Annotated in this window: 24 protein-coding genes; 16 read left to right on the top strand and 8 right to left on the bottom strand. The window is 60.7% G+C overall.

The genetic code is table 11. From position 1 onward, the window contains the following. Positions 1–2: 2 nt before the first annotated feature. Complete coding sequence (locus KCG45_RS04395) at positions 3–746, top strand: sulfite exporter TauE/SafE family protein (protein ID WP_218315866.1); 744 nt, start codon at positions 3–5, stop codon at positions 744–746. 3 nt (positions 747–749) lie between these two features. Here KCG45_RS04395 and KCG45_RS04390 read toward each other — a convergent pair whose 3' ends face one another. From KCG45_RS04390 to KCG45_RS04380, 3 genes are all read right to left on the bottom strand, one after another. Then, positions 750–1,499 (bottom strand): DUF1223 domain-containing protein, encoded by a 750-nt coding sequence (locus tag KCG45_RS04390; protein WP_218315865.1) that lies wholly within the window; start codon positions 1,497–1,499, stop codon positions 750–752. 256 nt (positions 1,500–1,755) lie between these two features. Then, positions 1,756–2,742, bottom strand: coding sequence for an agmatine deiminase family protein (locus KCG45_RS04385; RefSeq protein WP_255547946.1), 987 nt, complete (start codon positions 2,740–2,742; stop codon positions 1,756–1,758). Positions 2,743–2,773: 31 nt separating this feature from the next. After that, positions 2,774–4,480 (bottom strand): M28 family metallopeptidase, encoded by a 1,707-nt coding sequence (locus KCG45_RS04380; protein WP_439648902.1) that lies wholly within the window; start codon positions 4,478–4,480, stop codon positions 2,774–2,776. 87 nt (positions 4,481–4,567) lie between these two features. On the opposite strand from KCG45_RS04380, the gene glnE reads away from it, so the two are divergent. From glnE to KCG45_RS04340, 8 genes are all read left to right on the top strand, one after another. Next, positions 4,568–7,291: a bifunctional [glutamate--ammonia ligase]-adenylyl-L-tyrosine phosphorylase/[glutamate--ammonia-ligase] adenylyltransferase gene (gene glnE / locus KCG45_RS04375; protein ID WP_369410732.1), complete on the top strand. Its 2,724-nt coding sequence runs from the start codon at positions 4,568–4,570 to the stop codon at positions 7,289–7,291. Positions 7,292–7,336: 45 nt separating this feature from the next. Then, a complete protein-coding gene (locus KCG45_RS04370) occupies positions 7,337–7,810 on the top strand; it encodes a peroxiredoxin (RefSeq protein WP_218315864.1) in 474 nt (157 codons plus the stop codon). 12 nt (positions 7,811–7,822) lie between these two features. Next, the gene (locus tag KCG45_RS04365) at positions 7,823–8,614 is read left to right on the top strand and encodes a ferritin-like domain-containing protein (RefSeq protein ID WP_218315863.1); all 792 of its coding nucleotides are present in this window, start codon (positions 7,823–7,825) and stop codon (positions 8,612–8,614) included. Between the two features lie 157 nt (positions 8,615–8,771). Continuing rightward, positions 8,772–9,470 carry a M23 family metallopeptidase gene (locus tag KCG45_RS04360; RefSeq protein ID WP_218315862.1) on the top strand — a complete coding sequence of 233 codons (699 nt, stop codon included), beginning with the start codon at positions 8,772–8,774 and terminating at the stop codon, positions 9,468–9,470. A gap of 218 nt (positions 9,471–9,688) precedes the next feature. Continuing rightward, positions 9,689–11,239: an acyl-CoA synthetase gene (locus tag KCG45_RS04355; RefSeq protein WP_218315861.1), complete on the top strand. Its 1,551-nt coding sequence runs from the start codon at positions 9,689–9,691 to the stop codon at positions 11,237–11,239. Next, complete coding sequence (locus KCG45_RS04350) at positions 11,239–12,534, top strand: cytochrome P450 (protein ID WP_218315860.1); 1,296 nt, start codon at positions 11,239–11,241, stop codon at positions 12,532–12,534. The genes KCG45_RS04355 and KCG45_RS04350 overlap by 1 nt, the downstream gene beginning before the upstream one ends. A 195-nt stretch (positions 12,535–12,729) precedes the next feature. Then, positions 12,730–13,380: an OB-fold-containig protein gene (locus KCG45_RS04345; RefSeq protein WP_218315859.1), complete on the top strand. Its 651-nt coding sequence runs from the start codon at positions 12,730–12,732 to the stop codon at positions 13,378–13,380. 74 nt (positions 13,381–13,454) lie between these two features. Then, entirely contained in the window at positions 13,455–15,209 is a 1,755-nt protein-coding gene (locus tag KCG45_RS04340; protein WP_218315858.1) for a flotillin family protein, read from the top strand. 64 nt (positions 15,210–15,273) lie between these two features. Here KCG45_RS04340 and galU read toward each other — a convergent pair whose 3' ends face one another. Beyond that, a complete protein-coding gene (galU, locus tag KCG45_RS04335; protein WP_218315857.1) occupies positions 15,274–16,155 on the bottom strand; it encodes a UTP--glucose-1-phosphate uridylyltransferase GalU in 882 nt (293 codons plus the stop codon). A 130-nt stretch (positions 16,156–16,285) separates the two neighbouring features. On the opposite strand from galU, the gene murA reads away from it, so the two are divergent. Beyond that, positions 16,286–17,569: a UDP-N-acetylglucosamine 1-carboxyvinyltransferase gene (gene murA / locus KCG45_RS04330; RefSeq protein ID WP_218315856.1), complete on the top strand. Its 1,284-nt coding sequence runs from the start codon at positions 16,286–16,288 to the stop codon at positions 17,567–17,569. Positions 17,570–17,584: 15 nt separating this feature from the next. Here the strand turns inward: murA and KCG45_RS04325 are convergent, their stop codons facing one another. Then, on the bottom strand, positions 17,585–18,001 hold the full coding sequence (locus KCG45_RS04325) for a GNAT family acetyltransferase (RefSeq protein ID WP_218315855.1): 417 nt from the start codon (positions 17,999–18,001) through the stop codon (positions 17,585–17,587). Then, entirely contained in the window at positions 17,994–18,236 is a 243-nt protein-coding gene (locus KCG45_RS04320; RefSeq protein WP_218315854.1) for a ribbon-helix-helix domain-containing protein, read from the bottom strand. Before KCG45_RS04320 ends, KCG45_RS04325 begins: the two co-directional genes overlap by 8 nt. Positions 18,237–18,573: 337 nt before the next feature. Here KCG45_RS04320 and KCG45_RS04315 point away from each other — a divergent pair, with 337 nt between their 5' ends. From KCG45_RS04315 to KCG45_RS04305, 3 genes are read left to right on the top strand one after another with little or no spacing between them, the layout of a single operon-like run. Next, on the top strand, positions 18,574–18,948 hold the full coding sequence (locus KCG45_RS04315) for a hypothetical protein (RefSeq protein WP_218315853.1): 375 nt from the start codon (positions 18,574–18,576) through the stop codon (positions 18,946–18,948). A gap of 5 nt (positions 18,949–18,953) precedes the next feature. After that, the gene (locus KCG45_RS04310) at positions 18,954–20,039 is read left to right on the top strand and encodes an alpha/beta fold hydrolase (RefSeq protein ID WP_218315852.1); all 1,086 of its coding nucleotides are present in this window, start codon (positions 18,954–18,956) and stop codon (positions 20,037–20,039) included. Beyond that, positions 20,040–20,609: a GNAT family N-acetyltransferase gene (locus tag KCG45_RS04305; RefSeq protein WP_255547945.1), complete on the top strand. Its 570-nt coding sequence runs from the start codon at positions 20,040–20,042 to the stop codon at positions 20,607–20,609. 18 nt (positions 20,610–20,627) lie between these two features. Here KCG45_RS04305 and phbB read toward each other — a convergent pair whose 3' ends face one another. Continuing rightward, on the bottom strand, positions 20,628–21,350 hold the full coding sequence (gene phbB / locus KCG45_RS04300; RefSeq protein WP_218315851.1) for an acetoacetyl-CoA reductase: 723 nt from the start codon (positions 21,348–21,350) through the stop codon (positions 20,628–20,630). Positions 21,351–21,477: 127 nt separating this feature from the next. Continuing rightward, positions 21,478–22,230 carry a hypothetical protein gene (locus KCG45_RS04295; protein WP_218315850.1) on the bottom strand — a complete coding sequence of 251 codons (753 nt, stop codon included), beginning with the start codon at positions 22,228–22,230 and terminating at the stop codon, positions 21,478–21,480. A 369-nt stretch (positions 22,231–22,599) separates the two neighbouring features. Between KCG45_RS04295 and KCG45_RS04290 the strand changes: the two genes are divergently transcribed. From KCG45_RS04290 to lptE, 3 genes are read left to right on the top strand one after another with little or no spacing between them, the layout of a single operon-like run. Beyond that, positions 22,600–23,052 carry a DUF3576 domain-containing protein gene (locus KCG45_RS04290; RefSeq protein WP_218315849.1) on the top strand — a complete coding sequence of 151 codons (453 nt, stop codon included), beginning with the start codon at positions 22,600–22,602 and terminating at the stop codon, positions 23,050–23,052. Between the two features lie 24 nt (positions 23,053–23,076). Next, positions 23,077–25,599: a leucine--tRNA ligase gene (leuS, locus tag KCG45_RS04285; RefSeq protein ID WP_218315848.1), complete on the top strand. Its 2,523-nt coding sequence runs from the start codon at positions 23,077–23,079 to the stop codon at positions 25,597–25,599. Next, entirely contained in the window at positions 25,599–26,105 is a 507-nt protein-coding gene (gene lptE / locus KCG45_RS04280) for an LPS assembly lipoprotein LptE (protein ID WP_218316433.1), read from the top strand. Before leuS ends, lptE begins: the two co-directional genes overlap by 1 nt. Positions 26,106–26,107 lie beyond the last annotated feature (2 nt).

The following is a 26,107-nucleotide window of genomic DNA, read 5'->3' as shown; positions in this document are numbered from 1 at the left end:
GCTTGGACTTCCTCGCGGGGTTCAGCGCGGCGCAGATCGCAGTTGCCGTCGCAGCAACTTTGGGTGCCGCATTCATCCGCGGACTGACGGGATTTGGCTTTGGCATCCTGCTGGTTCCGATCCTCGCGCTCGCGCTTTCCCCGGTCGAGGCAGTGCTCGCCATCAACATCATGGCGGGCCTGCTGGCGCTGACCGAGATCCGCCTGATCTTGCGCGAGGCCGAAAGGAGCGCCGTGATGATTAGCGCGCTTGTCGTTGTCGGCACTGCGCCGGGATTGATGCTGCTCGCCGCCACGCCGCAGGACGTCGCACGCTTCTTGATTGCACTCGTGGCGCTATCGGCGTTTGTCGCTATTCTGCTTCCGAGAAGAGGCGCCGCGCAGCCCAAAGCGGGGACCACCGCTGCTGTCGGTTTGTCCGCAGGGCTTCTGACCGGCTTCGCCGCCATGCCCGGCCCACCGGTCGTACCCTACTATGTCGGACGCGATATTCCTCGCATCACGGCCAAGGCTTCGATGATCGGGATCTTCGGCATTGCGGCAATTGCGGGCATTGGATCGGGCACGGCAATCGGCGTCTTGGAAGGCAAGACCGTAGCGTTGGGGCTGGCGCTGTTCCCGCTGGTCTTGTTCGGCAATTGGATCGGGAGTCTTGCTTTCGGCAAAGTCAGCGACCGGCTTTGGCGGAGTTTCGTCGGCACAGTTCTTGGCGCGGCGGCCATCGCTGCGCTCGTCAAGCTGATCTAGCGGTCAAAGCCATTGCGCTGCGAGAACGGTGCCGCCAGCTCTTTCACGGAGTACAAGAGCATACCGATCCGCTCTCGGCATCGCGAGTTCGGCGGGTCGGATCACGCGGCTTGCTTTGCCGCCAGCCCAATTCGCGATGACGCGCTCGCCGACCAGAACATTGGTGTAGGTGATGCCCCTACCACGGTTTTCGCCGCGCTCGATCGTCACTGTCGGGCTGGTTTCGACGCCCACAAGGACCAATTCCCCGTTGGCATTTGCGCGACCCGCAATCCCGATGGCATACCCGGTCTCATAATTTCCGCGTACGCGTATCGCGGTGGATTGTTGCTGCACCGCGGTTCTGACGAATGCACGAATCTCGCGTTCGTCCGATCCGACTGTTCCAAACGCACCGGCCACCACCGATTGCGGGGTGTATACGCCGTTATAACCTGAGAGCCCGCGTCTCGCATAAGCGCGCTGAAGCGCCGAATTCTCGGGACTGGCGAGAGTGTCTTTCCAGCCAAGACGGTCCCAGTAATCGACAGGCTTGGAGATAACGACCAGCCCCGATTCGCGTTCGAGCCGCTTTGCCAGCCTGTCCGCCGGAGGGCACGACGAACAGCCCTGGCTGGTGAACAGTTCGATGAGCACGGGCTCGCCGCCCGCGGGCGAACGGTCGATCTGTGCGTTTTCGGCAACGACAAAGGTCGAAGAGGCGACCGCCACCGCCGCAAGCCCGGTCAACAACGCAAACAAAATTCTGATCATGGTCACCCCCGCATCGACTGTTTTTCACAATCAGGTTCGGGAGCGAGCAAGGTTCGGTTACGGCGTCAGCCGCAACGCGCTTATATCGGAAGGGGTTTCCCTGCCAGGATCAGCGCAAGACCGCATCCGAGCACAATGGCACTGCTAAGGATGTCCAGCTTGCGCGTGCGCGCCGCATCCATGGCGGTTTTAGAAAGGGCAGCGATCTTTGGCATCGATCGCAATTCTCGCGGTCAAATCCTAATGCGAAGTTAATTCACGCAGGAAGCCAAGGCATTTGCTGGCTTGCGCAATGAAACCCACCGCCGCCTGCGAGCACGGCATCTGCAGGCAGGCCAATCGTGTCCCGGTCCGCAAACAGCGCACCAATGGCTGCTACACCGTCTGCATCATGTTTCGAGCCGAAGGTAGGGACGACAACCAGGTTCGATGTGATCGCGAAATTCACATAGCTTGCCGGTTCGATCTGGCCATCGCGTTCGACCAGTCCTGGCGACGGTATGCGTACGACGTCAATCCCGAACTGCTTTGCTCGATGCGCTGTATCGGCGTAGATTCCGCCATTCGGATCGTCGGCGTCTGATGGCGATGGCACGACCAGGCGGTTCGGCGCGACGAACCGCGCCAGGTTGTCGACATGGCCATCGGTGTGATCGTTGATGAGCCCGTCGCCCAGCCATAACACTCTGTCGAACCCGAGCGTTTGGGCAAGCTCGGCCTCGATGCTCCGGCGGTCCATGTGCGGGTTGCGGTTCGGGTTGAGCAGGCATTGCTCGGTCGTCGCGGCAAGACCCGTTCCGTCGCCGTCGATCGCGCCTCCTTCAAGGATCATGGGTGAGGTTTGCACCGGCACACCGGCGTCGTGCGCGAGTTCAGCGCCGACCGTCTTGTCGCCGGGCATTTCGTACTTTTCGCCCCAACCATTGAAGCCGAACCGGCGGGCTGCTCGCTTGCCGTTCTCACTGACGATCAGCGGCCCCGTGTCGCGTAGCCAGATATCGCCGTAGACGCGACTTTCGAGGGTGACCTGGTCACTCACAAGCTTCGCTGCGATTGCTGCATTGGCTTCGTCACGGACCAGCAGGCGTACCTCCTGACCGCTTTCTGCAACCGCGTTCGCAAAGGCTGCGATTTGCCTCTGAGCGGCTTCCAGATATCCTGGCCATTCATCGGTCAGATGCGGAAAGCCGATCCACAGCCAATCCTGCGGCGCCCATTCGGGGGGCATCAGGGTATTGGCCATAGACCGGCTTCCGTCTGTTATTGACGCGTTATCAGCAACCGGTTTCGGCGCTGGCGCAGCTTTCATCGCGGATAGCCCGGAACTCGTCGCCGTCGTTCCAGTTCGGCCAGCTCGTGCTCTGCGCGATGCTGCGACCGATCCGGTAATAAAGCTGCAAGTCACCCATCACGCCCGACCAGTCCCATTCTTCGTTGAACTCGTCTTTCGGACCATGATAGCGGTTTTCGGTGTAATCCTTGGCTACTGCAGCGCCAGCATCGCGGCCGCCATCGACCAGATCCTCGCCACCGTCGATGTAGAGCATCGGAACGCCCTGTTTGGCGAAGGCAAAGTGGTCGGAGCGATAATAATACCCGGCCTCGGGATTGGGGTTTGGCGTCAGCGCGCGGCCATCGGAGTCCAGAGCCGCGATCAGAAACGCATCAAGCTGCGATTTGCCCGGTCCCACTACGGTTACATCATTGGCTGGACCGGCCACCTGAAATGCGTCCATGTTGATGCCGCCGACCGTCTGATCGAGCGGGAAGATTGGGTTGGATGCGTAGTAATACGCGCCCAACAGGCCCGATTCCTCGGCCGTTACCGCCAGGAACACCAGGCTGCGCTTGGGCGCGCCAGCCTTTGCGTGCGCTTCGGCCAAGGCAACCAGTGCAGCGGTGCCGGTGGCATTGTCGACCGCGCCGTTGCAGATGTCATCGCCATCAGGCGCTGGTTTGCAGCGGCCAAGGTGATCCCAGTGCGCGGTGTGGATGACATACTCATCAGGCGCTTCGCTGCCTGGCAGGATGCCGATCACGTTCTGCGAGGCAAATGTGCGAATGTCGCTTTCAAAGCTGGTCGATGCGGAAAGGCCCAGTTCAACGGCCTGGAACTCGCCTGTCTTCGCTGCGACCGAAAGCTCGTCAAGATCCTGTCCGGCGGCGGCGAGGATTTCTCGCGCGACCTCTTTCTGGACCCAGCCATTCATGGTGGTACGCGGCGGCGGGTTTTCGCCATATTGAGGGTAAGCTTGCGGGCCAGACCAGCTGCTTTCCACCACGTTCCAGCCATAGCTCGCCGGCTCGGTATCGTGGACGATGATTGCACCCGCTGCACCCTGACGCGCAGCTTCTTCATACTTGTAGGTCCAGCGGCCATAGAACGTCATCGCGCGGCCATTGAACGGCCCTTCAAGATCGACGCTCTGCCAGTCAGGATCGTTGACGAGGATCACTACGGTCTTGCCGGTGACGTCGACGCCTTCATAATCGTTCCAGCCTCTCTCAGGCGCGTTGATGCCGTATCCGACAAACACCATTTCGCTGTTAGCAAGCTGCGTGCTGGCATCCTCGCGATAGGTGACCCCCACCCATTCAGCCCCAAAATCGTAGACCAGATCGGTTTCGCCATTGGTGATCGTGAGCGGGGCGAAGTTCTTGCCGGTAATCTCCACCAGCGGCACTTCCTGTACCCAGCTGTCGCCATTGCCCGGCTGCAATCCAGCGGCTTCGAACCGTTCCGTCAGCAGCGCGACCGTTTTGGTCTCGCCTTCGGTGCCCGGCATGCGCCCTTCGAATTCGTCGCTCGACAAAGTGCGAGTGATGTCCTTCATCGTGTCTTCGGAAATCTCGACCGGCTCCACTTCGGGAATGTCCATCCCGTCCATGCCGTCAGTGCTACCAGCCATCATGCTGTCGCAGCCCGCCAATGCGAGCGCGCCTGCAACAAGGCCGCCTAGACCAATTGCGCGTTTCATCATCTGAGTTCGTCCTCTCGTCCATTGCCCATGGCAAATTGATGCGCGCTTCTCTTGCAGAGCGCGGGGGTCACTGCAAGAGAAGCGGGTATGAGCGGTATGGGCGGGGCAGACTGGAAAGACGCGATCACGCGCGCCGAGGCGCATGCGCCTTTCCTTGGGCGCGCGCTGGAGAAAGAGCCGGACCTTCGCGCTGTGCTTGCCGCAGGCGAATTCGACGCGGCGCTGGAATACGCACGCAACAGAGGCGTTCATGAGGATGTCGGCATCGGTTTGCGGCGAGAACGACTGGCGTTGGCCGCGAGTGTCGCAATCGCAGACCTCGCGGGCGCGCTGCCGCTTTCTCGCACTGTCGGTGAGCTGTCCGATTTTGCGGACCGCGCGCTCGACCGCGCCATTCGGGCCGCAATAACGGATCGCACGGGCGATCCCGATGTGTCGGGCTTCATCGCCTTGGCACTGGGAAAACAGGGTGCGCACGAGCTGAACTACTCGTCCGATATCGATCCGATCCTGCTGTACGAGCCGGAGTCATTGCGCCGCAGAGACAGCGATGATCCCGGCGATGCCGCGCAGCGTTATGCGCGACGGATCGTCAAACTGCTCAGCGAAAACACCGCCGAAGGATATGTCCTGAGGGTCGACCTGAGGCTGCGACCTGCGAGTGAAATCAGCCCGATGGCGGTCCCTTATGGATCGGCATTATCCCATTACCAGGGGCAGGCGCTCGCATGGGAACGCGCCGCTTTCATCCGTGCTCGCGCTGCGGCGGGTGATGTCGCGGCGGGCACACGGTTTCTCGGCGAGATCAAGCCGTTCATCTGGCGCAGTGCGCTCGACTTCGGAGCGATTGAGGAGATACGCGAGCTGACCCGGCGTATCCGCGAGAGCTACACCGGGCCGGTGCGTCCGGGTCCCGGTTTCGATGTGAAGCGCGGGCGCGGCGGTATCCGCGAGATCGAATTCTATGCTCAGACACATCAGTTGATCCATGGTGGACGCGATGTGAGCCTGCGCGTGCGCGGCACTCGCGCTGCGCTTGACGCGCTCGCGGCTGCCAGCCGGATCGATCCCGAAGACGCAGCGACGCTGGGCGAGGGGTATGATCGGCTGCGGGAGATCGAGCACCGTTTGCAAATGGTGAACGATCGCCAGACGCATATGCTGCCCGATGGCGATGCACTGGATCATGTGGCGCGGCTGGACGGCCTCCCATCGGGCGCAGCCTTGGTCCGTGAGCTCGACGCTCTGACCGAGCGAACAGGCGCCATTTACGAAAGGCTGATCGGCGATTCCCCGCGTGAAGGAGTGCGGGTAACAGTTCCGAGCGAATTGGTAGGCCGGCTTGCATCGAGCTCGCTCCCGGACCCTAAAAAGCTTGCCGAGCGGATCGAAAGGTGGCGCGACGGCAGGTTTCAGTCGCTGCGGTCGGCACAGGCGCTTGCGGCTTTTGACAGCATGCTACCGCGCTTGCTCAATGCTGTCGCGGCCAGCGATGATCCCGAGCGGGCGATCGTGCGATGGGAGGGTGTGCTCGAAGGGGCCTCGTCTGCGATCACGCTGTTCCGCTTGCTCGATGCGCGGCCCGACCTACTGGACCGGCTGGTCGCGACGCTGACCTTGACGCCGACCCTGTCCGATGAACTGGCGCGGCGTCCAGAACTGCTCGACGTTCTGCTGGATCAGGAGGCGCTCGATCTGCCCGGTTCGATCGAAGACATCATGTGGCGCATTGAGGGCGCTGCGCAGCGTGACGATTACGAGGCGCTGCTCGATGCAATCCGCGTGATCACGGGTGAAATCCGGTTCGCACTCGGTGTCCAGCTGATCGAGGGTATGGCCGATCCGCTCGACATCGGGGCCGCTCTGTCGCGCACGGCCGAGGCGGCCTTGAAGCTCGCTATGCGTGAAACGGAGATCGAATTTGCCCGAACGCATGGCCGGATCGAAGGCGGCGAGTTGCTCGTCCTTGGCCTCGGCCGGCTGGGCGGAGGCGCGCTTACGCATGCCTCCGATCTCGACATCATCTACCTGTTCACTGGCGATTTTTCCGCGCGATCGGATGGGAAAAGGTCACTCGGCGCGACGCACTATTTCAACCGGCTGGCGAGCCGCGTAAGCGCGGCGTTGTCCGTGCCAACGGCGCAGGGCGCGCTTTATGAAGTCGACACCCGGCTGAGACCGCAGGGCGCGCAGGGCCCGCTGGCGGTCAGCTGCGAAGCGTTTGCCAAATATCAGCAGCAGACAGCCTGGACTTGGGAGCATATGGCCCTCGCCCGGTCGCGCGTGCTCGCAGGGTCTGATCATGCGCGGGGAAATCTCGAAGCGATCGTGAAGGCGGTAATCCGAAAGGAGCGTGATGAAGAGGCGCTTCGAGAGGCGGTGGCGAACATGCGTGCCGAGATGGCGGAGCACAAGACTCCCGGCGGCCCGCTCGATGTGAAGCTGCTGCGCGGCGGGCTGGTCGATGCGGAGTTCGTCATCCACTTTCTCCAGCTGCGCGGAGGAGAAACCTTAGCTCGCGCACATCCGGATGCGTTCGATCCGGATCTGGGTATCGCAATTCCCAGCCTGGTCGAGGCGGATTTGCTGACACCGGCATTTGCAGCGGCGTATGATCTCATGACGCGAATGCTTGTGGCGGGCCGCCTTCTCGCACCTGGCGGCGCGGTTCCTCCGGCAAGTGCGGCGCGCGCTCTGGCCAAGGCCTGCGGAGCGGAAACCTACGGCGCGCTGCGTCAGCAATTCGAGGACGCGCGGCAATCAATCGCGGAAAGCTGGAACCGCTATTTGGGGCATGGCAAAAGCGCCTGAGCACTTTTCGAATCGAATATCCCGAATTCAATATGGAGCGCAGCAATGACTGATTTTCCCGCCGCCGGTGACGCGATGCCGGATATCGCAATGGACACGCCCGATGGCGGCACCGTCAAGCCATCCGATTTCAAGGGCAAGAAACTGGTCGTGTTCTTCTATCCCAAGGACAATACCCCCGGTTGCACGACCGAAGCCAAGGACTTCACCGCGCTCAAAGGCGACTTCGATGCAGCGGGCGTCGAATTGCTCGGTGTGAGCAAGGACAGCGCGAAAAAACACCAGAACTTCATCGCCAAACATGATTTGAAGACGCCGCTCGCCACCGACGCGGAAAAGGGTGGGTTGTCCGACGCGCTCGGTATCTGGACAGAAAAGCAGATGTACGGGAAAACCTATATGGGCATGGTTCGGACCACTTATCTCGTAGATACCAAGGGAAAAATTGCTCAGGTCTGGAACAAGGTAAAGGTCAAAGGGCACGCTGAAGAAGTGCTCGAAGCGGCCAAGGCTCTCTAGTCCCGATCGTTGATGGAAAGCGTAGCCACTGCCATTCGCGCGGCACTGCTGACCGCCGATCCGCGCGCGAAATGCTTCGCTGCGCGCGGCACCGCGCGGCGATGGCGCAAGGGCGAGCTGGTCTGGCGCTTCGACGTCGACATGCCGGATCAACCGGCGCGGCCCGAACGCCCGGAACTGCTTGCGCCCAACCATATGCCGAAGCGCGGGAAGTTTGGTTCGGAGCGGGCGCGGATCGCCTTGTGGCACAGTCTTGCACACATAGAGTTCGTCGCGATCGATCTCGCACTCGATATGGCCGGACGGTTCGGTGAGGCTATGGGGACGGAGTTTGTCTCGGATTTTCTGTATGTTGCGGCGGACGAGGCAATGCATTTCGCACTTCTGGCGCGCAAGCTGCGCAGCCTAGGGAGCGATTACGGGGCGCTGCCGGCGCATGGCGGTTTGTGGGAGGCGGCGCATTCGACCCGGCACGACGTCGCCGCGCGCCTGGCCGTGGTTCCGATGGTGCTTGAGGCCCGCGGTCTCGATGTTACCCCCGTAACGCTTGAGAGGGTAACGGCGGCCGGCGATCATTCCGGCGCAAGAATTCTTTCACGAATTCTTGACGACGAGATTCGCCATGTCGGATTCGGGACCAAGCATTTTCTTGAATGCGCCAAAAAGGCCGGGAAACCAGCAGATTCGATGTGGAAAGATCTGGTCCGGGAACATTTTCGAGGCGCGCTAAAGCCGCCTTTTAACGACTCAGCGCGTCTTGCAGCCGGTCTGTCGCGCGAATTTTACGAAGAAGTTGCTCTTTAACTTTTGAGCCCGATAACTGCTTCCCAGACGAAGGGCGCATTGGGGCGCAGTCACAGTGTTGTAACTTGTGAGCCACGGGACGGTTCCACGGATCTTGCAAAAATTTTGCGACAACGCATTCAAATAGCGGCATTAAGCCGCACAAGGACGGGTCAGTATGTTCACGCTTTCCAAGCGTTATCTTTCAAAAGCTGTTGTTGTTTCGAGCGCCGCTGCGATTCTCGCCGCCGCCGCTCCGGCCGCGGCCAACTCCTCTGCCAATGCCGCAGCGGACGTAACTCAGTCGATCGACGAAGCGCAGACGGAAAGCCTGACGACCGGTGATCAGCGTTTTCGCCAGCTGTTCGCGAGCTGGACCGCGCTCGACACTGCGGGCCCTGGCGGCCCGGCCGAACAGCCAGTCGTGGCCATCCCTTCGCGCATGCCGCTGGCTGGTGCGAAAATGACCAGCGCCTATGGTATGCGCAACCATCCGGTTCTGCGGAAGCGTGCGCGGCACAAGGGCATCGATCTGGCAGCGCCAACCGGCACGCCGATTTACGCGACCGCCGATGGCATCATCGAGCGCGCCGATTGGTTTTCGAGCTACGGGCTGTATATCGCGATCGATCACGGCGCGGACCTTGAAACCCGCTATGCGCACATGTCCAAGCTCGCGGTCGCTGCGGGTGACACGGTGCGCAAAGGCGATGTGATCGGCTATGTCGGCTCGACCGGACGCTCAACCGGGCCGCACCTTCATTATGAAGTCCGTGTTGACGGGGTTGCAGTGAATCCGATTCCCTATATGGTAGAGACCGAAACGCAGGTGGCGCTCTCCAATTCGAGCGAGCTGACCGGCGCGGGCGGCAAGTAACGCTCGATATTGATAACCCGCCTGGAAGCGGGTCGGACATTGGAGAGGGTGTCCGAGTATGGGCGGCGGGTTTTCCCGCCGCCTTTTTTATTGCGCTGCCGATTGATGGCAGAAAAGCGCATGGCGGCGATTTCGCTTGAGTGCCGCCGCCCTCCCGCTAGATTTCTTGATGAGAGAAAATTGCGCCGGCCCAATCGGCCCGCGCTTGGGAGATAGATATGAGCTTGCATCCGATTGCGCACGCAGAGGCCCGCCCGGACCACCCGGCGGTGATCATGGCGGGTAGCGGCGACCAGATAACGTTTGGCGAGATGGATGCCAGTTCGAACCGGTTCGCCAATTTGCTCCGCGCGCGCGGTCTCCGAAACGGCGATGCGTTCGCGGTGCTGCTCGAGAATCGGATCGAGTATTTTACGCTAATCTGGGGCTCGCAGCGTGCTGGCACCATGCTTGTGCCGATCTCCACACGCCTGACCGCGCCCGAAATCGCATACATCCTGCGCGACAGCGAGGCCAAGTTCCTCATCACATCGACTGCTTTCGACGAGGTATTGCCCGGTGTTCGCGCGGAATGTCCCGACCTTCCCATGCTGGTCATGGATGCAGACGACGACTGCGACTTCACTGCGGCCCTCAACGCAAACGGCACCGATCCGATTGCGGATCAGAGCGCGGGTATGGTGATGCTCTATTCTTCCGGTACCACCGGCAGACCGAAAGGCATTCGCCCGGCCCCACCCGAAGATCCTGACCCTCAGGCAGCCAACCCGCTCATGGGGCTCGCCATCATGGGTGCAGGCATGCCTGCCGATGGCTCGATGGTCTACCTTTCACCGGCGCCGCTCTACCATGCCGCGCCAATCGGCTGGGCATCGACCGCGCACCGCCTGGGCGCGACCGTGGTCGTGATGGAAAAATTCGAACCGGAAGCCGCGCTGAAGGCGATTCAGGATTACAAGGTCACCGATAGCCAGTGGGTGCCGACCCATTTCGTACGTTTCCTGAAGCTCGATCCGGAAATTCGCGAAAGATACGATCTAAGCAGCCATCAACGCGCACTTCACGCCGCTGCTCCCTGCCCTGTTCCGATCAAGCGCGGGATGATCGAATGGTGGGGGCCGATCGTGAACGAATATTATGCCGGGAGCGAGAGTATCGGCATGACGATGGTTAAGTCCGAGGACTGGCTCACCCATCCCGGCAGCGTCGGCAAGGCGATTTATGGCACCCTGCACGTATGCGGCCCGGAAGGAGAGGAACTGCCCGCCGGCCAGGACGGGCTGATCTATTTCGAGAACGCACTGCTTCCGACATATCACAACGACCCGGAAAAAACGCGTGAGGCCATGCATCCGAACGGCTGGATGACGCTCGGGGATATTGGTCATCTGGATGAGGATGGCTTCCTGTTCCTGACCGACCGCAAGAGCCACATGATTATCTCGGGCGGGGTCAATATCTACCCGCAGGAGATAGAGAACCTGCTGGTCACGCATGACAAGGTGATGGACGCAGCAGTGATTGGCGCGCCAGATCCCGATCTCGGCGAAAAAGTCGTGGCAGTGGTGCAGCCTGTCGACATGGACGCGGCGGGCGATGCTTTCGAAAGCGAGCTGCGAGACTTCCTTGCGCCGCAACTCGCCAGGATCAAGATGCCCAAGCTCTTCGACTTCCGCCCCGATCTCCCGCGAGAGGCGAATGGCAAGCTGTATAAGCGTGAGCTGCGCGACGAATACGAGGCCAAGGCCAGCGAAGGCGCGAGCGCCTGATGGGGGTCGATCCCGCCATCCTGCCCACCCCCATCGCAAAGCGCGTGATTGACCCGCATGCCTATGCGGAATGGGACACGCTCCTCGATACTTTCGACAAAATCCGCGAGGACAGCCCTGTCGCCAAGATCGTGCCCGAAGAGGAAGGGTTGTTCGAACCGTTCTGGCTGATCACGCGGTATGATGATGTGATGCGCATATCCAAGGACAATGCGGCCTTCCTGAACAACCCCAAACCAGTCGTATTCAGCTTCAACAAAGCGATCGAATTCAGCCGCGCGGCCACCGGGTCGAACATGCTCGTGGATTCGCTTGTCGTGTTCGATGCACCGATACATCCAAAGTATCGCAAACTTACGCAAGACTGGTTCATGCCGCGCAACCTGGCCCGCATCGAAGGCGAGGTTCGCGAGCTTGCTCATCGCACCGCCGACCGCATGATCGAGCGAGGGCCTGAGCTCGATTTCGTGAAGGAGGTTGCAGGCCCCTATCCTTTGCGCGTGGTCATGCAGATATTGGGAGTTCCGCCCGAAGATGAGCCGCGCATGCAGATGCTAACCCAGCAACTGTTCGGCGGACAGGATGCCGATCTCTCGGGCACGGGGATGGACGATATGACGCCCGAACAGGTCGTCCAGCTGGTGGCAGGCGCGGTCACGACTTTCGAGGATTACTTCGCCGCGCTGGCAGAGCAGCGCCGCGCGAACCCGACGGACGACGTGGCGAGCGTCATCGCGAATGCGACAGTCGACGGCAAGCCGCTGCCTCCGCGCGACATGGCCGGATACTACATCATCGTGGCGACCGCCGGTCATGACACGACTAGCGCTTCGACTGCGGGGGCGATGCAGGCCCTCGCGAGCGATCCGGAACAGTTTGCTCGTGTGAAAGCGGATCGGTCCCTGCTTCCCGGAATAGTCGAGGAGGCCATTCGCTGGACATCGCCGGTGCAGCATTTCATGCGCACGGCGGCTGACGATGTCGAAATCGGCGGGCAACAGATCAAAGCGGGCGACTGGATGATGATCAATTACGTCGCGGCCAACCATGATCCGGCACAATTCGAAAATCCGCGGCGGTTCGATGCGGCCCGTTCGCCCAATCGTCATCTCGCATTCGGAGCGGGGGCGCATCAATGCCTCGGCCTACATCTCGCGCGTATGGAAATGCGGCTTCTCTTCGAAGCGCTGCTTGATCGGATAGAGACAGTTGAACCGGCTGGCGAGGCGAAGCGGGCCACCAGCACTTTCGTTGGCGGATTGAAGTCTCTGCCGCTGCGGATCACATCTGCATAGGCTTTTCATGTGGGGACGATCGAGAACAATTCAAGCGTGATCGTGCAATTATCGATTGTCTTGCGTATTTATCGAACTCTGCAAGCGATTTTCCTGTTATTTTCAAGAAATATGTGCTAGTTCTACAGTCATGGATAAAAGAATGAAATCGAACGCAGCGGTCTCTGCGGCGCCAGTCGTTGCGACAAAAATCCGATGACATTGCTTGAACCGCACAACTTGCCTTTTGCTGCTGCGATCATCCTTTTGATCTTCGTCGCGCTCGCGCAGGTCATTGGTATGGGCGACCTATTCGACGGTGTCGATGTTGATGCCGATATGAACGTTGATGCTGCAGAAGGACTGAACCCTGCTGATGCCAATGGCGTCATCTCAACCGCATTGAGTCTGTTCGGAATTGGCCGCGTGCCGTTCCTTATCTGGTTCGCCATGCTGTTGTTCCTTTTTGCCGGCACTGGTGTTGCGATCCAGCAAATGACGATTGCCGCCACCGGCAGCCCGCTGCCGATGTTGCTCGCCGCAATAGGCGCGGGAGCGGCCGCATTTCCTCTCAATGGCATGGTTGCGCGTCCGCTCGAACGGTTTCTTCCAGCGGATGAAACAAGCGCAGTCGGTTTGGGAAGCCTGGTCCGGCGCGATGCGGTGATCCAGGTCGGCACCGCTCGGCCCGGTTCTCCGGCGCGGTCGAAAGTCCTCGACATGCACGGCCATCCGCATTTCGTGATGGTCGAACCGCACGATCCCGGAGCCGAGCTGACCGAAGGCGAAACCGTCCTTCTGGTTCGCCGGGAGGGCGAAACGTTCTACGCAGTTCAATATGAAAACCCGCTTCTGGGTCTCGATTAGGGCTGGCATCTTCACGCGCGACCGGCTCCTCGCATCTGCCGGATGGACCGCGCTTCACACCAACGGGAGGGAAAATGGAAAGTTTAATCGAAGTCGCAATCTGGATCGGTCTGGCGTTTATCGTCGTACTGGTAATCTTCGTCGTACTCACGAGCCTGTACAAACGTGCATCAAAGGAAACCGCCTTTGTGCGGACCGGTGTGGGCGGGGAAAAAGTCGTGATGAATGGCGGCGCGCTGGTGCTGCCGGTCTTTCACGAGACGATGCCGGTCAACATGAACACGCTGGTGCTGGCAGTCATTCGCCGCGACGCCGAGGCGTTGATTACGCTCGATCGGCTGCGGATTGACGTGAAGGCGGAATTTTACGTTCGCGTGCGCCCTGATGCTGGCGCAATTGCCATGGCAGCGCAAACGCTCGGCCAGCGCACGATGCAGCCGGAAATGCTGAAAGATCTTGTCGAGGGTAAATTCGTCGATGCGCTCCGCTCGGTCGCGGCAGGCATGAGCATGAACGAACTGCACGAACAGCGCGCGGATTTCGTGCAGAAGGTGCAACAGGTCTCCTCGAACGACCTTGCGATGAACGGGCTGGAACTGGAATCGGTCTCGCTGACCGGGCTCGACCAGACCAGCATCGAACATTTCAACGCCAACAACGCATTCGATGCCGAGGGTCTGACCAAGCTCACCGAGCAGATCGAAGCGCGTAAGAAGCTGCGTAACGATATCGAGCAGGACACCCGGGTCCAGATGGAATCGAAAAACCTCGAAGCCGACCAGAAGAGCTTCGAGATCGGGCGTGACACCGAATATGCGCGGCTCCAGCAGGAACGCGAAGTCGAAGTGCGGCGCGCCTCTCAGATGTCCGAAATCGCCCGCGAACAGGCCGAGCGCCAGCGCGAGGCCGACGCAGCGAAGATCGAGGCGAAGAAACAGGTCGACGCACAGCAGATCGAAGCCGATCGTCTTGTCGAGGAGGCCCGCATCGACCAGCAGCGGGCACTTGAAATCGCCCGTCAGGAACAGCAAATCGCCGTTCAGAACAAATCGCGCGAGGAAAGCCAGGCCAAGGCGGAAGCCGACGCCGCACGCGCGAAGGCGGTCGCTGCCGAAGAACAGGTCGCTACCTCCCGTGAAAGCGAAATCGCAGAACGTCAGAAAAAGATCGAACTGATCGAAGCCGCCAAGCAGGCCGAGCGCGATGCGATCGGCGTCAAGGTCGAAGCGGAGGCTGAGCGCGATGCGGCATCCAATCGTGCTGAGGCCCTCCGCCGCGAAGCCGAGGGTGAAGCCGAGGCCGAAAAACTTCGTGCCGAAGCCGCGCGTGTGCGGTTTGAAGTCGAGGCCGCTGGTCAGCAAGCGATCAACGAAGCCGCCAACATCCTCTCGATGGACCAGATCAGCCTTCAGACGAAGCTCGCCTTGCTGAAGGTGCTGCCTGAGGTCATCCGCGAAAGCGCGAAGCCGATGGAAGCGATCGATTCGATCAAGATCGTGCAGGTCGACGGGCTTACGAACAATGGCCGTGCATCCAATGGTGCTGGCGCTGGTGCTGGAGGAGGGGGCAGCAATGGCTCAGGCAATCTTGCCAGCGATGCCGTATCGGCTGCGCTCGCCTACCGCGCTCAGGCGCCGGTATTGGATGGCTTGATGAAAGAGCTTGGCCTCGACGGCTCTTCGCTCGGAACGCTGGTTCAAGCAGCGGCTCAGGAACCTTCAGGTGATACCGACCAAGGCACTTCTGAACTTGCATTCGAGAACGATGTGGCCGCGCCCAAAGGACTGGGTGTGCAAGGAGAAGATCCGGCTGACGAAGCTGCGCAATAAACGCGTCTGGACCAACGGATGATACAGAGGGCTCCGGGCCGTCATTGCGGCGGTCCGGAGTTTTCTACTTCAGGAGGCGCTCGGCCATGGCGCGTACTTCTGCGCCCATATCGGGGCGTTCGAGCGCCAGAGCCAACGTCGCTTCGACAAAGCCGGTCTTGCTCCCGCAATCGTAGCGATTGCCGTCAAAGGTGACGGCATGGAATGGCTGCGAACCGATCATCCGCGCCATCGCATCGGTCAGTTGGATCTCTCCGCCCGCACCTTTGCCCTGGGTTTCCAGCGTCCGCATCACTTCTGGCTGCAGGATGTAGCGGCCAGACACGATCTTGTTGGACGGCGCTTGGTCAACAGGCGGTTTTTCAACCAGTCCGGTCACTTCTGTAAGCGCGCCGTTTTCTGCTCCTGGCGCTATCACGCCATAGCTCGAAACCTCCTCTCTCGGCACTTCGAGCACGCTGATGAGGTTTCCGCCCACTTTCTCATACGCGTCGACCATTTGCTTCATACAGCCGGTGCCCCCCGCTCTTCCGACCATCAATTCATCGGGAAGGAAGATGGCAAATGGCTCGTCGCCGACGATGGCGCGTGCGCACCAGATCGCATGGCCAAGGCCCAGCGGCACCTGCTGGCGAACCGTGATGATGTCGCCCGGCGTCGCGCGCGTCGGCTCTAGCACGGCCATGTTCTTGCCGCGCTCACGCATCGTGTCTTCCAATTCGTAAGCGACGTCGAAATGTTCGACGATTGCGGTCTTGCCGCGGCCAGTGACGAAGATCATCTGCTCGATCCCGGCTTCGCGTGCCTCGTCGACCGCATACTGAATCAGCGGCCGGTCCACGATGGGGAGCAGTTCCTTCGGGATAGCCTTGGTCGCCGGGAGGAAGCGCGTGCCGAGCCCTGCAACGGGGAATACGGCCTTCTTGATCGGTTTGTGGCTGGTCATAATGCTGGGGTTAGGGATTTCGGGATCGCCTCGTCAACTGGGGGGTTAGGGTTGCATTCGTATGACAGGGCGGACTGCAGTGCCAATCCGGGACATTTGCGATCACCTGCAAAAGGGGTAAGGGCACGCCATGGACAAACTCATCATTCGCGGAGGCAATCGCCTCTCAGGGACCATTCCGATTTCAGGCGCGAAGAATGCGGCGCTGACGCTGATACCCTGCGCGATACTCACCGAAGAGCCGCTGACGCTCCGCAATTTGCCGCGGCTTGCCGATATCGACGGGTTTCAGCACCTGCTGACGCAGTTCGGCGTTTCGGTGAGCATTCAGGGCAAGCGCCCGGAAGATTTCGGGCGCGTCGTCACGTTCGAGGCGTCGCGCCTCACCTCGACGGTTGCCCCCTATGATCTGGTGCGGAAAATGCGCGCATCGATTCTGGTCCTCGGCCCGCTGCTCGCGCGCGCGGGTGAAGCCACGGTTTCGCTGCCGGGGGGCTGCGCGATTGGTAACCGTCCGATCGACTTGCATCTGAAGGCGCTCGAGGCATTCGGTGCCACGATCGAAATGGCGCAGGGATATGTGAAGGCGGTCGCGCCCGACGGCGGGCTGCCCGGTGGCGACTTCGATTTCCCGGTCGTCTCGGTCGGTGCGACAGAGAATGCATTGATGGCGGCAGTTCTGGCAAACGGTACGAGCCGGTTGACCGGGGCGGCGCGTGAACCGGAGATCGTCGACCTGTGCAACCTGCTTGTAGCGATGGGCGCCGAGATCGAGGGGATCGGCACATCCGACCTTACCATTCACGGCGTAAAGCGGCTCAACGGCGCAACTTACAAGGTCATGCCGGACCGGATCGAGGCGGGTTCCTATGCCTGCGCAGCCGCAATCACTGGCGGTGAGGTGCGGCTCGAAGGCGCAAAGGCAGCGGACATGATCTCATCACTCGCTGCGCTCCGCAATATCGGGGTCGAAGTGGAAGAAGATCCCAAGGGGATTTCGATCAAGGCCAATGGAGCACTGAAGCCGGTCGATCTCACGACCGCCCCTTTCCCCGGTCTTGCCACCGACATGCAGGCCCAGTTGATGAGCCTGCTGTGCAAGGCGGAGGGTACCAGCGTACTCAAGGAAACGATCTTCGAAAACCGGTTCATGCACGTGCCCGAGCTCACGCGGATGGGCGCGGATATTGCAACCGAAGGGCGCACTGCCATCGTCAAGGGGCCGGTGGATTTGACCGGTGCGGAGGTCATGGCGACCGACCTGCGCGCCTCGATGAGCCTGATCATCGCGGCGCTGGCTGCGGAAGGTGAAACACAGGTCCGGCGCATTTACCACCTCGATCGCGGATATGAACGGCTCGAAGAAAAGCTTCAGCTGGTCGGCGCCGACATTGAGCGGGTCGGCGATGATTAGGGCCTTGCCGTTGGCCTAGATTTCGCGGCCCATGCTTGTCCGCTGCTCGATTTCGAAGCCAAGCTCGCGGTAGAACGCTGTGACGGCTTCATTGCCCGCACGGATTTGCAGATTGACCTTGCCGCATCCTCGCTTGCGAAGCTCAGCCAGGGCATGGCGGACGAGGTCGCGTCCGACCCCGCTGCGCTGCTGCGATGGATCGACTGCTACCGCATAGAGCCATCCGCGATGGCCGTCCCAGCCAGCCATGATCGATCCGATCACTGCTCCGGACGGGCTTTCCGCTACCCAGAACAGGTCATCTTCCATCGCGACCTTCTGCGGTATCGCATGTTCTGCCTGGTTCCGTGCAGGATCGCCGGGAAAGACGGAGCGCCACAAGCGCTCGACACCGCCAAAATGGTCCGGGCGGTATGCGGTTATCTCAGCCATCGCTGTCAAGCCTGCTGACCAGCCAGACGCGGATTGCGCTGGCGAGGCCCGGTGCGAGTTCGGCCCGGATGCGCTGCCCGTCGATCTGCGCGACCAGGGCGTTGATCGGGATACCATCCTCCTCTGCCGCGCGGCGGAGCATATCCCAGAACACCGGCTCGAGACTGATCGAGGTCTTGTGGCCGGCAATCTCGACCGAACGTTTGACAGGCGGGTGATAGAGCGGCGTGGCCATGGCGCAGCTTGCTATCAGATGTTGGGAACGCATGACAGATCACGCAATGTGTCATGCGTATCCAACACGGCAACCCACTGATTTTCATGGAAAATCGTCTGTTGGATATGGGTGACACATTTCCAACATGAAACCGGCTGTTGGATCCCGGGCTTGGAGCAAGCGAACGGCGCGCGGGGAAACGGATAAACACGCTCGCCCCTAACCCGGACCTCGCGTGTAGGAAAGCGCGAGCCTGCGCTGCGCAACCGCTCTCCGCCTTGCCCCTTCTTTGACAGTGCCGTTTGTCCTTCCTTTGGTCTATCGATGCGAAACGCGCTGATTTGGGAGAGAAATCATGGCGAATGATATGGATCCGATGGACGCGATGCGAAAAGCCATGGGCGACCTCGAATCGCGGTTCGACGAAATGGCCAAAGCAGTGTTCGGCACCGATGCTTTCGCCAAGGCGAGCGGCACCGCGACGGAGCTTGGCGTCAAGGCGCAAAAGCAGATGGCCGATCAGATGTCGCGGAATCTGGAATTCTTCAACATGCCGAGCAGGGAGGACGTGACCGCGATCGGACAGCGCCTCATGACGATCGACGACCGCTTGATAAGGATCGAGGCGGCATTGGAAAAGCTCGCTCCGCCAGACGACAAGCCCGCGACGGGGCCCAAACGAACACGCAAGCCGCCTGCCAAGAAGGCACCAACCGCGAAACGGGAGTGACGCAGATGGCAGATGCGAAAGAGGCCGAGCAAACAGCAGACGCAGCCGGTGCAGTCCGGACGCTGGTCGAACGCACGATCCAGCGCAACATCAAGGGGGTCGAATACTTTGCCTCCGCAGCGCCGCCGGTCGGACTGACCCCGAAAGACACGATCCACAAACGCGGGACGCTCAACCTATATCATTACAAACCGCTGGTTGACGAGGTCTACCGCGTACCGATCCTGATGGTGATGGCGACAACCAACCGCGGTTATGTCTTCGATGTTGCCGAGGAACACAGCTTCGTGCGGTTCCTGCTTAATGCGGGATACGATGTCTTCGTGATGGACTGGGACTATCCGCGACCGGAGGAGAAGACGCTGAACCTCGATGACTACGCCAGCCGGTTCTTCGATGAGTGTATTCGCAAGGTGCAGCAGGCGTCGGGCGAAAAAGAGGTCTCGCTGATGGGATATTGCATGGGCGGGGTGCTCTCCACCATCTACGCCGCCTCGCATCCCGAAGCTCCGATCAAGAACCTCGCCTGTTTCACGACGCCGATCGATTTTTCCCAAATGACGATCTTCGCTCACATGGCACAGCCCGAATATTTCGATGTGGACCGGCTGGTCGATAATGTCGGAAATGTCTCGCCCGAATTGTTGCAGACCTCGTTCGATATGCTGCGACCGTCCGGGCGCGCGGCGAGCAACAGAATGCTGTGGGACAATATGTGGAACGATGACTTCGTCGAATTCCACCGGAAGATGGATCGCTGGGCGAACGATATGCTGCCGCTGGCCGGCGAATATTTCCGCGATACGATCAAGAAACTGATGTGGGACAACCAGCTGCTGAAAGGCACGCTGCAGGTCGATGGGCGCGTCGCCGATCTGGCCAATATCACAATCCCGGTGTTTCACGGGGTTGCCCAGCACGACCACATCGTTCCTTACGAAGCGAGTAAGCCGTTGATCGCCAATGTCGGATCAAAGGACAAGGAAGAGATTGTGATGAAGGGCGGGCATATCAGCCTGATCGCCGGCCCCAATGCGGCCCGTCACCTGTGGCCTGCCCTCGACGTCTGGTTTGCCGAAAGGTCTGTCTAAATGAACGATACAATCACTCTTCGCGGCGCGGACTTCACGCTGCGTGAAATGACGGCGGACGATAAGGACGCGGTGCTGGCCTTTGCCGGTTCCCTTCCCGATCACGACCTGCTGTTCCTGCGCCGCGATATCCGGAAACCGCGCGTGGTCGATGCCTGGATCGAAGCGACGGAGAGCGGCGCATTCAGTACGCTGCTGGCCGAGCGGGAAGGCAAGATCGCCGGGTGCGTCGCGCTTTATACCGATCCGCTCAGCTGGTCGCCGCATGTCGGCGATCTGCGAGTTCTTGTGGCTGACACCGCTCGCAAGCACGGGCTGGGGAGGCATTTGGTTCAGCAGGGATTCCGGATCGCGCTGGATAAGGGGCTGAGCAAGCTTACCGCGCAGATGACCGCCGACCAGAAGGGCGCAATCACCGTGTTCGAGGAGATGGGTTTTCGCGGTGAAGCGCTGCTGAAAGATCAGGTGCAGGACGCGGACGGGACGGCGCACGACCTCGTCACGCTGTCTTGTGATGTCGCCAATGCTGCCCGCCGACTGGAGGCTTACGGTATCGGTGAAAGCGCCTGACCTTTCGGCGCGACCGCATCAATACATGTGTTGACCGCCATTAATGCTCATCGTCGATCCCGTGATGAAACCCGCTTCCTCGGAACACAGGAAGCTGACGCCGCGAGCGATCTCACTCGCCTGACCCAGTCTGCCGACCGGGATTTTCGCAATGATCTTGTCCAGCACGCCTTGCGGGACGGCGGCGACCATGTCGGTGTCGATATAGCCGGGCGCGATTGCGTTTACCGTCACGCCAGAGCGTGCGCCTTCCTGGGCGAGCGCTTTGGTAAAGCCGTGAATGCCCGACTTGGCAGCCGCGTAGTTGACTTGGCCGTATTGGCCCGCCTGTCCGTTAATCGACCCGATATTGACGATGCGGCCCCATTCCCGCTCCCGCATTCCCGGAAAACATGCCTTGGCCATGTTGAAACATCCGCCAAGATTGATGCGCATCACCTCGTGCCAATCCTCGTAAGACATCTTGGTCAGCGTGCCGTCGCGCGTGATCCCGGCATTGTTGACGACGACCTCGATGGGGCCGATTTCGTCGTGGATTTGCTGGCACCCTTCCAACACCGCCTGGTGATCGCCGACGTCGAATTTGTAGCAGCTGATCCCTGATTCTTCGGCACATTCCTGTGCGGCTTTGTCATTTCCGGCGTAATTGGCGACGACATTGAAGCCATCGGCTTTGAGCTGCTCGCAAACGGCGCGCCCGATTCCGCGCGTCCCCCCGGTGACTACGGCAACACGGTTCATGGCAGATTCTCCCAAGCTGTTGTTTAGGATGAACCCTAGACCTGACGTTACGGAACGCAAAGAAAAACCCCGCCGAAGCGGGGTCTTACATACGAATGTCTAACGCGGCTAAGCCTGCAAGCTACGCTCAGAAACGAATCTGCGTTCCGACATAGACCGCCTGACTGTCCTGCACCGAATTGGTCAGCGGATCGAGACGCTCACGCTCTTGCGAATACCGGACACCGGCGGTCACATCGAGATTGGGTGAAAGGCTGAAGCTGCCGCCCACATCGACAGTCTGGGACCCCAGTGCATCGAGCGTGTTTGGCGAACGACCCGCGACAGCTTTGTCTTCAAGCTCGATCCGCGGTTGAAGGCGGCTTGGCTTATCGACGGCCTGAGGCTTGGCGGGCTCAAACTCTGTCAGGTCGGGGATGCTCAGATTGCGAACATTGCTGGGCAGTTCGATCTCGCGAGCGAAGCTTTGATAGCCGCGCGCCGTACCCAGGTTGAACTTGCTGGATTTGAGCGATGCGATCGACTGGCCTGCTCCAGGCGCAGAATTAATGGCCGAACGTACCGAGATTGCCTGCGCAGTATCGGCGTCGACGCGAATTGCGACAGTCACCGTCTTACCGCTCAATGCGGGATTGGCGCGCGCCGGCGTGAACCGGATTCCCTTTTCGCGAGCCTTGCCAGCAACGCGTGCCGCAAGATCGGGATCAACCGACGCGGGGGTGAAGAAATCGAAAGCCGAAGCGTCCTCGGCAGACCCATCCGGGCCCAGACCAACAACGGCCAGACTTGCCGTTGGGAGAGCCAGCATCAGCGCACCGGCCATGCCAAGCAGCGGCAGCTGGCGCTGCACTTTCGCTGACTTGTTCACACCGCGTGACATGCTTGCTTCTATCCCTGTTGCCCGATCGTGACCGGGGTGCTCTGGTCGAGATCCGAATTAAACCACCACATGCCTTAACGCTGGCTGAGTGAGCTTTGATTCGAGTTACAACGACTTAACCGTAGAACTACGGAAACGATCCTAGCAATCTTTTCCCCGATTCCTCCGACTCTTATTGATAGGAGTGTTGCAACGCGCACACACGGTCATTGGGTCGGCCGAGCAATTCAGCAATGCTTAAGACGCCCAAGGGCTTGGTTAGCGCGGGTTTCAGGGCATTGGTGTGGGTAATTGGTCCTGCACAAAGCTTGCCGCGCGCGGTGTGCGGGTTATAGAGCCTGTGAAGACAAACAAAGGGATTTTCTTGCCGTGACACGCGCCAAAACCGCAATTTCGAAAACGACTCGGGCCGTTCTGGTCTGCGGCGCGCTCGCCAGCCTTGCAGCTTGCGGCGGTCGGGATCGTCCGAGGACCGAACTGCAATCGGCCCAGATCAACACGATCGGCGTCAATGCGTTTCTGTGGCGGGCAGCGCTCGAGACGGTGAGCTTCGCTCCGCTCGCGTCGACCGATAGCGCGGGCGGCGTCATCGCGACCGATTGGTATGCCAATCCGTCAAACCCCGAAGAGCGGGTGAAGGTCACCGTGACCATCTTGGACCAGGACTTGCGCGCCGATGCCTTGCGCGTCGCTGCAAGCCGCCAGGTCTCCCAGAACGGCAATTGGGTGGAAGCGCCGGTTCAGGCCGCGACCGTGCAGAAGCTGGAAGACATCATCCTTACCAAGGCGCGCGACCTGCGGCGCAAGGCTCTCGCTTCCTGATCTCGTTCGCATTAGCGGTGCGACATGACAGATAATCGATTCGATCCGTCGTCCGCCGACGGGCGCTGGCAGCGCGCGTGGGACGAGGCAGGCACATTCGTCGCCGATTCGGACAGCGACAAGCCCAAGAGCTTCATTCTCGAGATGTTCCCTTATCCCAGCGGGCGCATCCACATGGGCCATGTGCGCAACTATACGATGGGCGATGTGCTGGCGCGCTACAAGAAGATGCGCGGCCGCGAAGTGCTTCACCCAATGGGCTGGGACGCGTTCGGAATGCCTGCGGAAAACGCCGCGATGGAAAAGAAAGTCCATCCCGGCAACTGGACCCGGGCGAATATCGAAGGGATGAAGGCGCAGCTCAAACGGATTGGCTTCGCGCTGGACTGGACCCGCGAATTCGCGACCTGCGATCCCGAATATTATGGCCATGAGCAGGCCCTGTTCCTCGATATGTACCAGGCGGGGCTCGTTTATCGTCGATCGTCCGAGGTGAACTGGGACCCAGTGGACATGACCGTGCTCGCCAACGAGCAGGTGATCGATGGCAAGGGCTGGCGCTCGGGCGCGGAGGTCGAGAAGCGCAAGCTCGATCAGTGGTTCCTCAAAATCACCGACTTCGCCGAAGACCTGCTCGATGGTCTGGGTGAGCTGGAGGATTGGCCGGAAAAAGTGCGTCTGATGCAGGAGAACTGGATCGGAAAGTCATCGGGTCTGGAGTTTTCATTCGACCTCTCCAACGGCGAGAAACTGGCCGTTTACACGACACGCCCCGACACGATTTTCGGCGCCAGCTTCTGCGCCATCGCCGCCGATCATCCGATCGCGCAGGCCGTCGCAGCCGAAGATCCTCTGGCGGGCCCCTTCATCGAGGAATGCAAACGCGGAGGCACGACCGCAGCTGAGCTTGAAACTGCGGAAAAGCTCGGTTTCCGTACCGGCATCACCGCTACGCATCCCTTTAGCGGCGAAGCCATGCCGGTCTTCATCGCGAATTTTGTGCTGATGGATTATGGCACCGGCGCGGTCATGGGCGTGCCGGGGCACGACCAGCGCGATTTCGAATTCGCGACCAAATACGCGCTGCCGATCCAGCGCGTGGTCGCCAGCGACCCAGGTGAAGCAGGCGCGCCGATGGGCGACGAGGCCGAGCCTGGCGATGGAGTGATCGTCAATTCCGATTTCCTCGACGGAATGAGTGTGGAAGACGCCAAAGCCGCAGTCATCGGCCGCGCCGAAGATGGGGGCTGGGGTGAAGGCAAGACCGTCTGGCGACTGCGCGACTGGGGCGTCTCGCGCCAGCGTTACTGGGGCACCCCTATCCCCTTCATTCACTGCGCCACGTGCGGCGTGGTGCCGGTGCCCAAGGATCAGCTTCCGGTTACGCTTCCCGAAGACGTCGATTTCGAAACTCCGGGTAATCCGCTTGAGCGCCATCCGACATGGAGCAAGGTCGATTGCCCTACCTGTGGCGGGATGGCCCGGCGTGAGACCGATACGCTCGACACCTTTACGAATTCCTCGTGGTACTTCCTGCGTTTCGCCTCGCAGCCCGAGGGTGCGCCGTTCGACGCAGAGGAAGTCGCCAAGTGGATGCCGGTCGAACACTATATCGGCGGGATCGAGCACGCGATTTTGCACCTGCTCTATGCGCGCTTCTGGACCCGCGCGCTCAGCTCTATTGGCAAGCTCGACGTGAAGGAGCCGTTCGCCGCACTCTTCACGCAAGGCATGGTCACGCACGAGACTTACAAGCTCGGCGATGGCAGCTGGCTGTCGCCTGACGAAGTGCGGAAGAACGGGGCAGACTGGGTGACGATCGAAGATGGGCACCCAGTCACTGCCGGGCGCGTCGTCAAAATGTCGAAATCGAAGAAGAACGTCGTCGATCCCGACAACATCATCGACCAGTATGGCGCGGACGCGGTGCGGTGGTTCATGCTGTCCGACAGTCCGCCTGAACGCGACCTTCCCTGGTCCGAGAGCGGCATCGAAGGCTGCGGACGGTTCGTCCAGCGGCTTTGGCGCCTGTTTGACAGCTACGATGTGAATACGGCGGGCGCGGGAACAGGCGACGAAAAAGCACTGATGCGCAAAGCGCACCAGGCCATCGTCGCCGTGGCCGATGACATCGAGGCGCTCGGTTTCAACAAAGCGGTTGCGCGCATCTACGAATTGACCGGCGCTGCAGAGAAGGCCGGACCGAGCGAAGCCCGCAATTTCGCGATCCGCACCGTTCTGCACCTCGTCAGCCCGATGATGCCGCACCTTGCCGAAGAAGCCTTCGCCAGGATCGGCGGAAGCGGCCTGATTGCGGACGCTGCCTGGCCCGAGCACGATCCGGCTTTGCTGGTCGAGGATGAAGTCACGATCGCGATCCAGCACAAGGGCAAGCTGCGCGACACCATCACGGCGCCCAAGGGCGCGCCGAAGGAAGATCTCGAAGCGCTTGCGCTGGCGAGCGAGAACGTCCAGCGTTCGATCGATGGAGCGGACATTCGCAAGGTTATCGTCGTGCCCGACCGATTGGTGAATATCGTCACATGATGCGCCTGACGGGCCTTTGCGCTGCGTTGCTGGCGCTGACCGGCTGCGGACTGCAGCCGATGTACGCGGGCGGTAGCAGTTCCGGCATCGCACAGGGCCTTGCCGCGGTCGATGTGCCTGCCATTCCTGGCCGAGCCGGCTGGCTGGTCCGCAATGCGCTCGTCGAAAGGCTGGGCGCGGCGGGCGATGCCTCGCCCGCTTACCGCCTCGATGTCCGGCTCGACGATTCACTTCAGGCGCTCGGTGTTCTGAACGATGACACGATCAGCCGGGAGCGCCGCATCCTGCGCGCGCGTTACCAGCTTGTCGATCTGGCATCCGGTGAAATACTGCTCGATGCGACCGACGGCTTCGATGCCGGTATCGATGTTGTGTCGAGCGAATATGCGACGATCGCAGCGGAGCAGACGGCGCTCGAAGATCTGGCGAAGGAAATCGCGGACCGGATGACGACCCGGATCGCGCTGTCGCTCAGGAGCCAAGCCGAAGGGGCAGCCGCGCAGTGAGG

It is taken from the genome of Erythrobacter ani, assembly GCF_019204025.1.
GTDB classification, from domain to species: Bacteria; Pseudomonadota; Alphaproteobacteria; order Sphingomonadales; family Sphingomonadaceae; genus Erythrobacter; species Erythrobacter ani.
Note: the sequence above shows the minus strand (reverse complement) of the source record. Positions and strands in the feature narration are given on the sequence as shown.

What these genes read in the sequence shown, in the direction of transcription:
- KCG45_RS04390 (WP_218315865.1), bottom strand. Translation starts at nt 1,499, where the DNA reads ATGATCAGAATTTTGTTTGCGTTGTTGACCGGGCTTGCGGCGGTGGCG.
- KCG45_RS04385 (WP_255547946.1), bottom strand. Translation starts at nt 2,742, where the DNA reads ATGGCCAATACCCTGATGCCCCCCGAATGGGCGCCGCAGGATTGGCTG.
- KCG45_RS04380 (WP_439648902.1), bottom strand. Translation starts at nt 4,480, where the DNA reads ATGATGAAACGCGCAATTGGTCTAGGCGGCCTTGTTGCAGGCGCGCTC.
- glnE (WP_369410732.1), top strand. Translation starts at nt 4,568, where the DNA reads ATGAGCGGTATGGGCGGGGCAGACTGGAAAGACGCGATCACGCGCGCC.
- KCG45_RS04370 (WP_218315864.1), top strand. Translation starts at nt 7,337, where the DNA reads ATGACTGATTTTCCCGCCGCCGGTGACGCGATGCCGGATATCGCAATG.
- KCG45_RS04365 (WP_218315863.1), top strand. Translation starts at nt 7,823, where the DNA reads ATGGAAAGCGTAGCCACTGCCATTCGCGCGGCACTGCTGACCGCCGAT.
- KCG45_RS04360 (WP_218315862.1), top strand. Translation starts at nt 8,772, where the DNA reads ATGTTCACGCTTTCCAAGCGTTATCTTTCAAAAGCTGTTGTTGTTTCG.
- KCG45_RS04355 (WP_218315861.1), top strand. Translation starts at nt 9,689, where the DNA reads ATGAGCTTGCATCCGATTGCGCACGCAGAGGCCCGCCCGGACCACCCG.
- KCG45_RS04350 (WP_218315860.1), top strand. Translation starts at nt 11,239, where the DNA reads ATGGGGGTCGATCCCGCCATCCTGCCCACCCCCATCGCAAAGCGCGTG.
- KCG45_RS04345 (WP_218315859.1), top strand. Translation starts at nt 12,730, where the DNA reads ATGACATTGCTTGAACCGCACAACTTGCCTTTTGCTGCTGCGATCATC.
- KCG45_RS04340 (WP_218315858.1), top strand. Translation starts at nt 13,455, where the DNA reads ATGGAAAGTTTAATCGAAGTCGCAATCTGGATCGGTCTGGCGTTTATC.
- galU (WP_218315857.1), bottom strand. Translation starts at nt 16,155, where the DNA reads ATGACCAGCCACAAACCGATCAAGAAGGCCGTATTCCCCGTTGCAGGG.
- murA (WP_218315856.1), top strand. Translation starts at nt 16,286, where the DNA reads ATGGACAAACTCATCATTCGCGGAGGCAATCGCCTCTCAGGGACCATT.
- KCG45_RS04325 (WP_218315855.1), bottom strand. Translation starts at nt 18,001, where the DNA reads ATGGCTGAGATAACCGCATACCGCCCGGACCATTTTGGCGGTGTCGAG.
- KCG45_RS04320 (WP_218315854.1), bottom strand. Translation starts at nt 18,236, where the DNA reads ATGGCCACGCCGCTCTATCACCCGCCTGTCAAACGTTCGGTCGAGATT.
- KCG45_RS04315 (WP_218315853.1), top strand. Translation starts at nt 18,574, where the DNA reads ATGGCGAATGATATGGATCCGATGGACGCGATGCGAAAAGCCATGGGC.
- KCG45_RS04310 (WP_218315852.1), top strand. Translation starts at nt 18,954, where the DNA reads ATGGCAGATGCGAAAGAGGCCGAGCAAACAGCAGACGCAGCCGGTGCA.
- KCG45_RS04305 (WP_255547945.1), top strand. Translation starts at nt 20,040, where the DNA reads ATGAACGATACAATCACTCTTCGCGGCGCGGACTTCACGCTGCGTGAA.
- phbB (WP_218315851.1), bottom strand. Translation starts at nt 21,350, where the DNA reads ATGAACCGTGTTGCCGTAGTCACCGGGGGGACGCGCGGAATCGGGCGC.
- KCG45_RS04295 (WP_218315850.1), bottom strand. Translation starts at nt 22,230, where the DNA reads ATGTCACGCGGTGTGAACAAGTCAGCGAAAGTGCAGCGCCAGCTGCCG.
- leuS (WP_218315848.1), top strand. Translation starts at nt 23,077, where the DNA reads ATGACAGATAATCGATTCGATCCGTCGTCCGCCGACGGGCGCTGGCAG.
- lptE (WP_218316433.1), top strand. Translation starts at nt 25,599, where the DNA reads ATGCGCCTGACGGGCCTTTGCGCTGCGTTGCTGGCGCTGACCGGCTGC.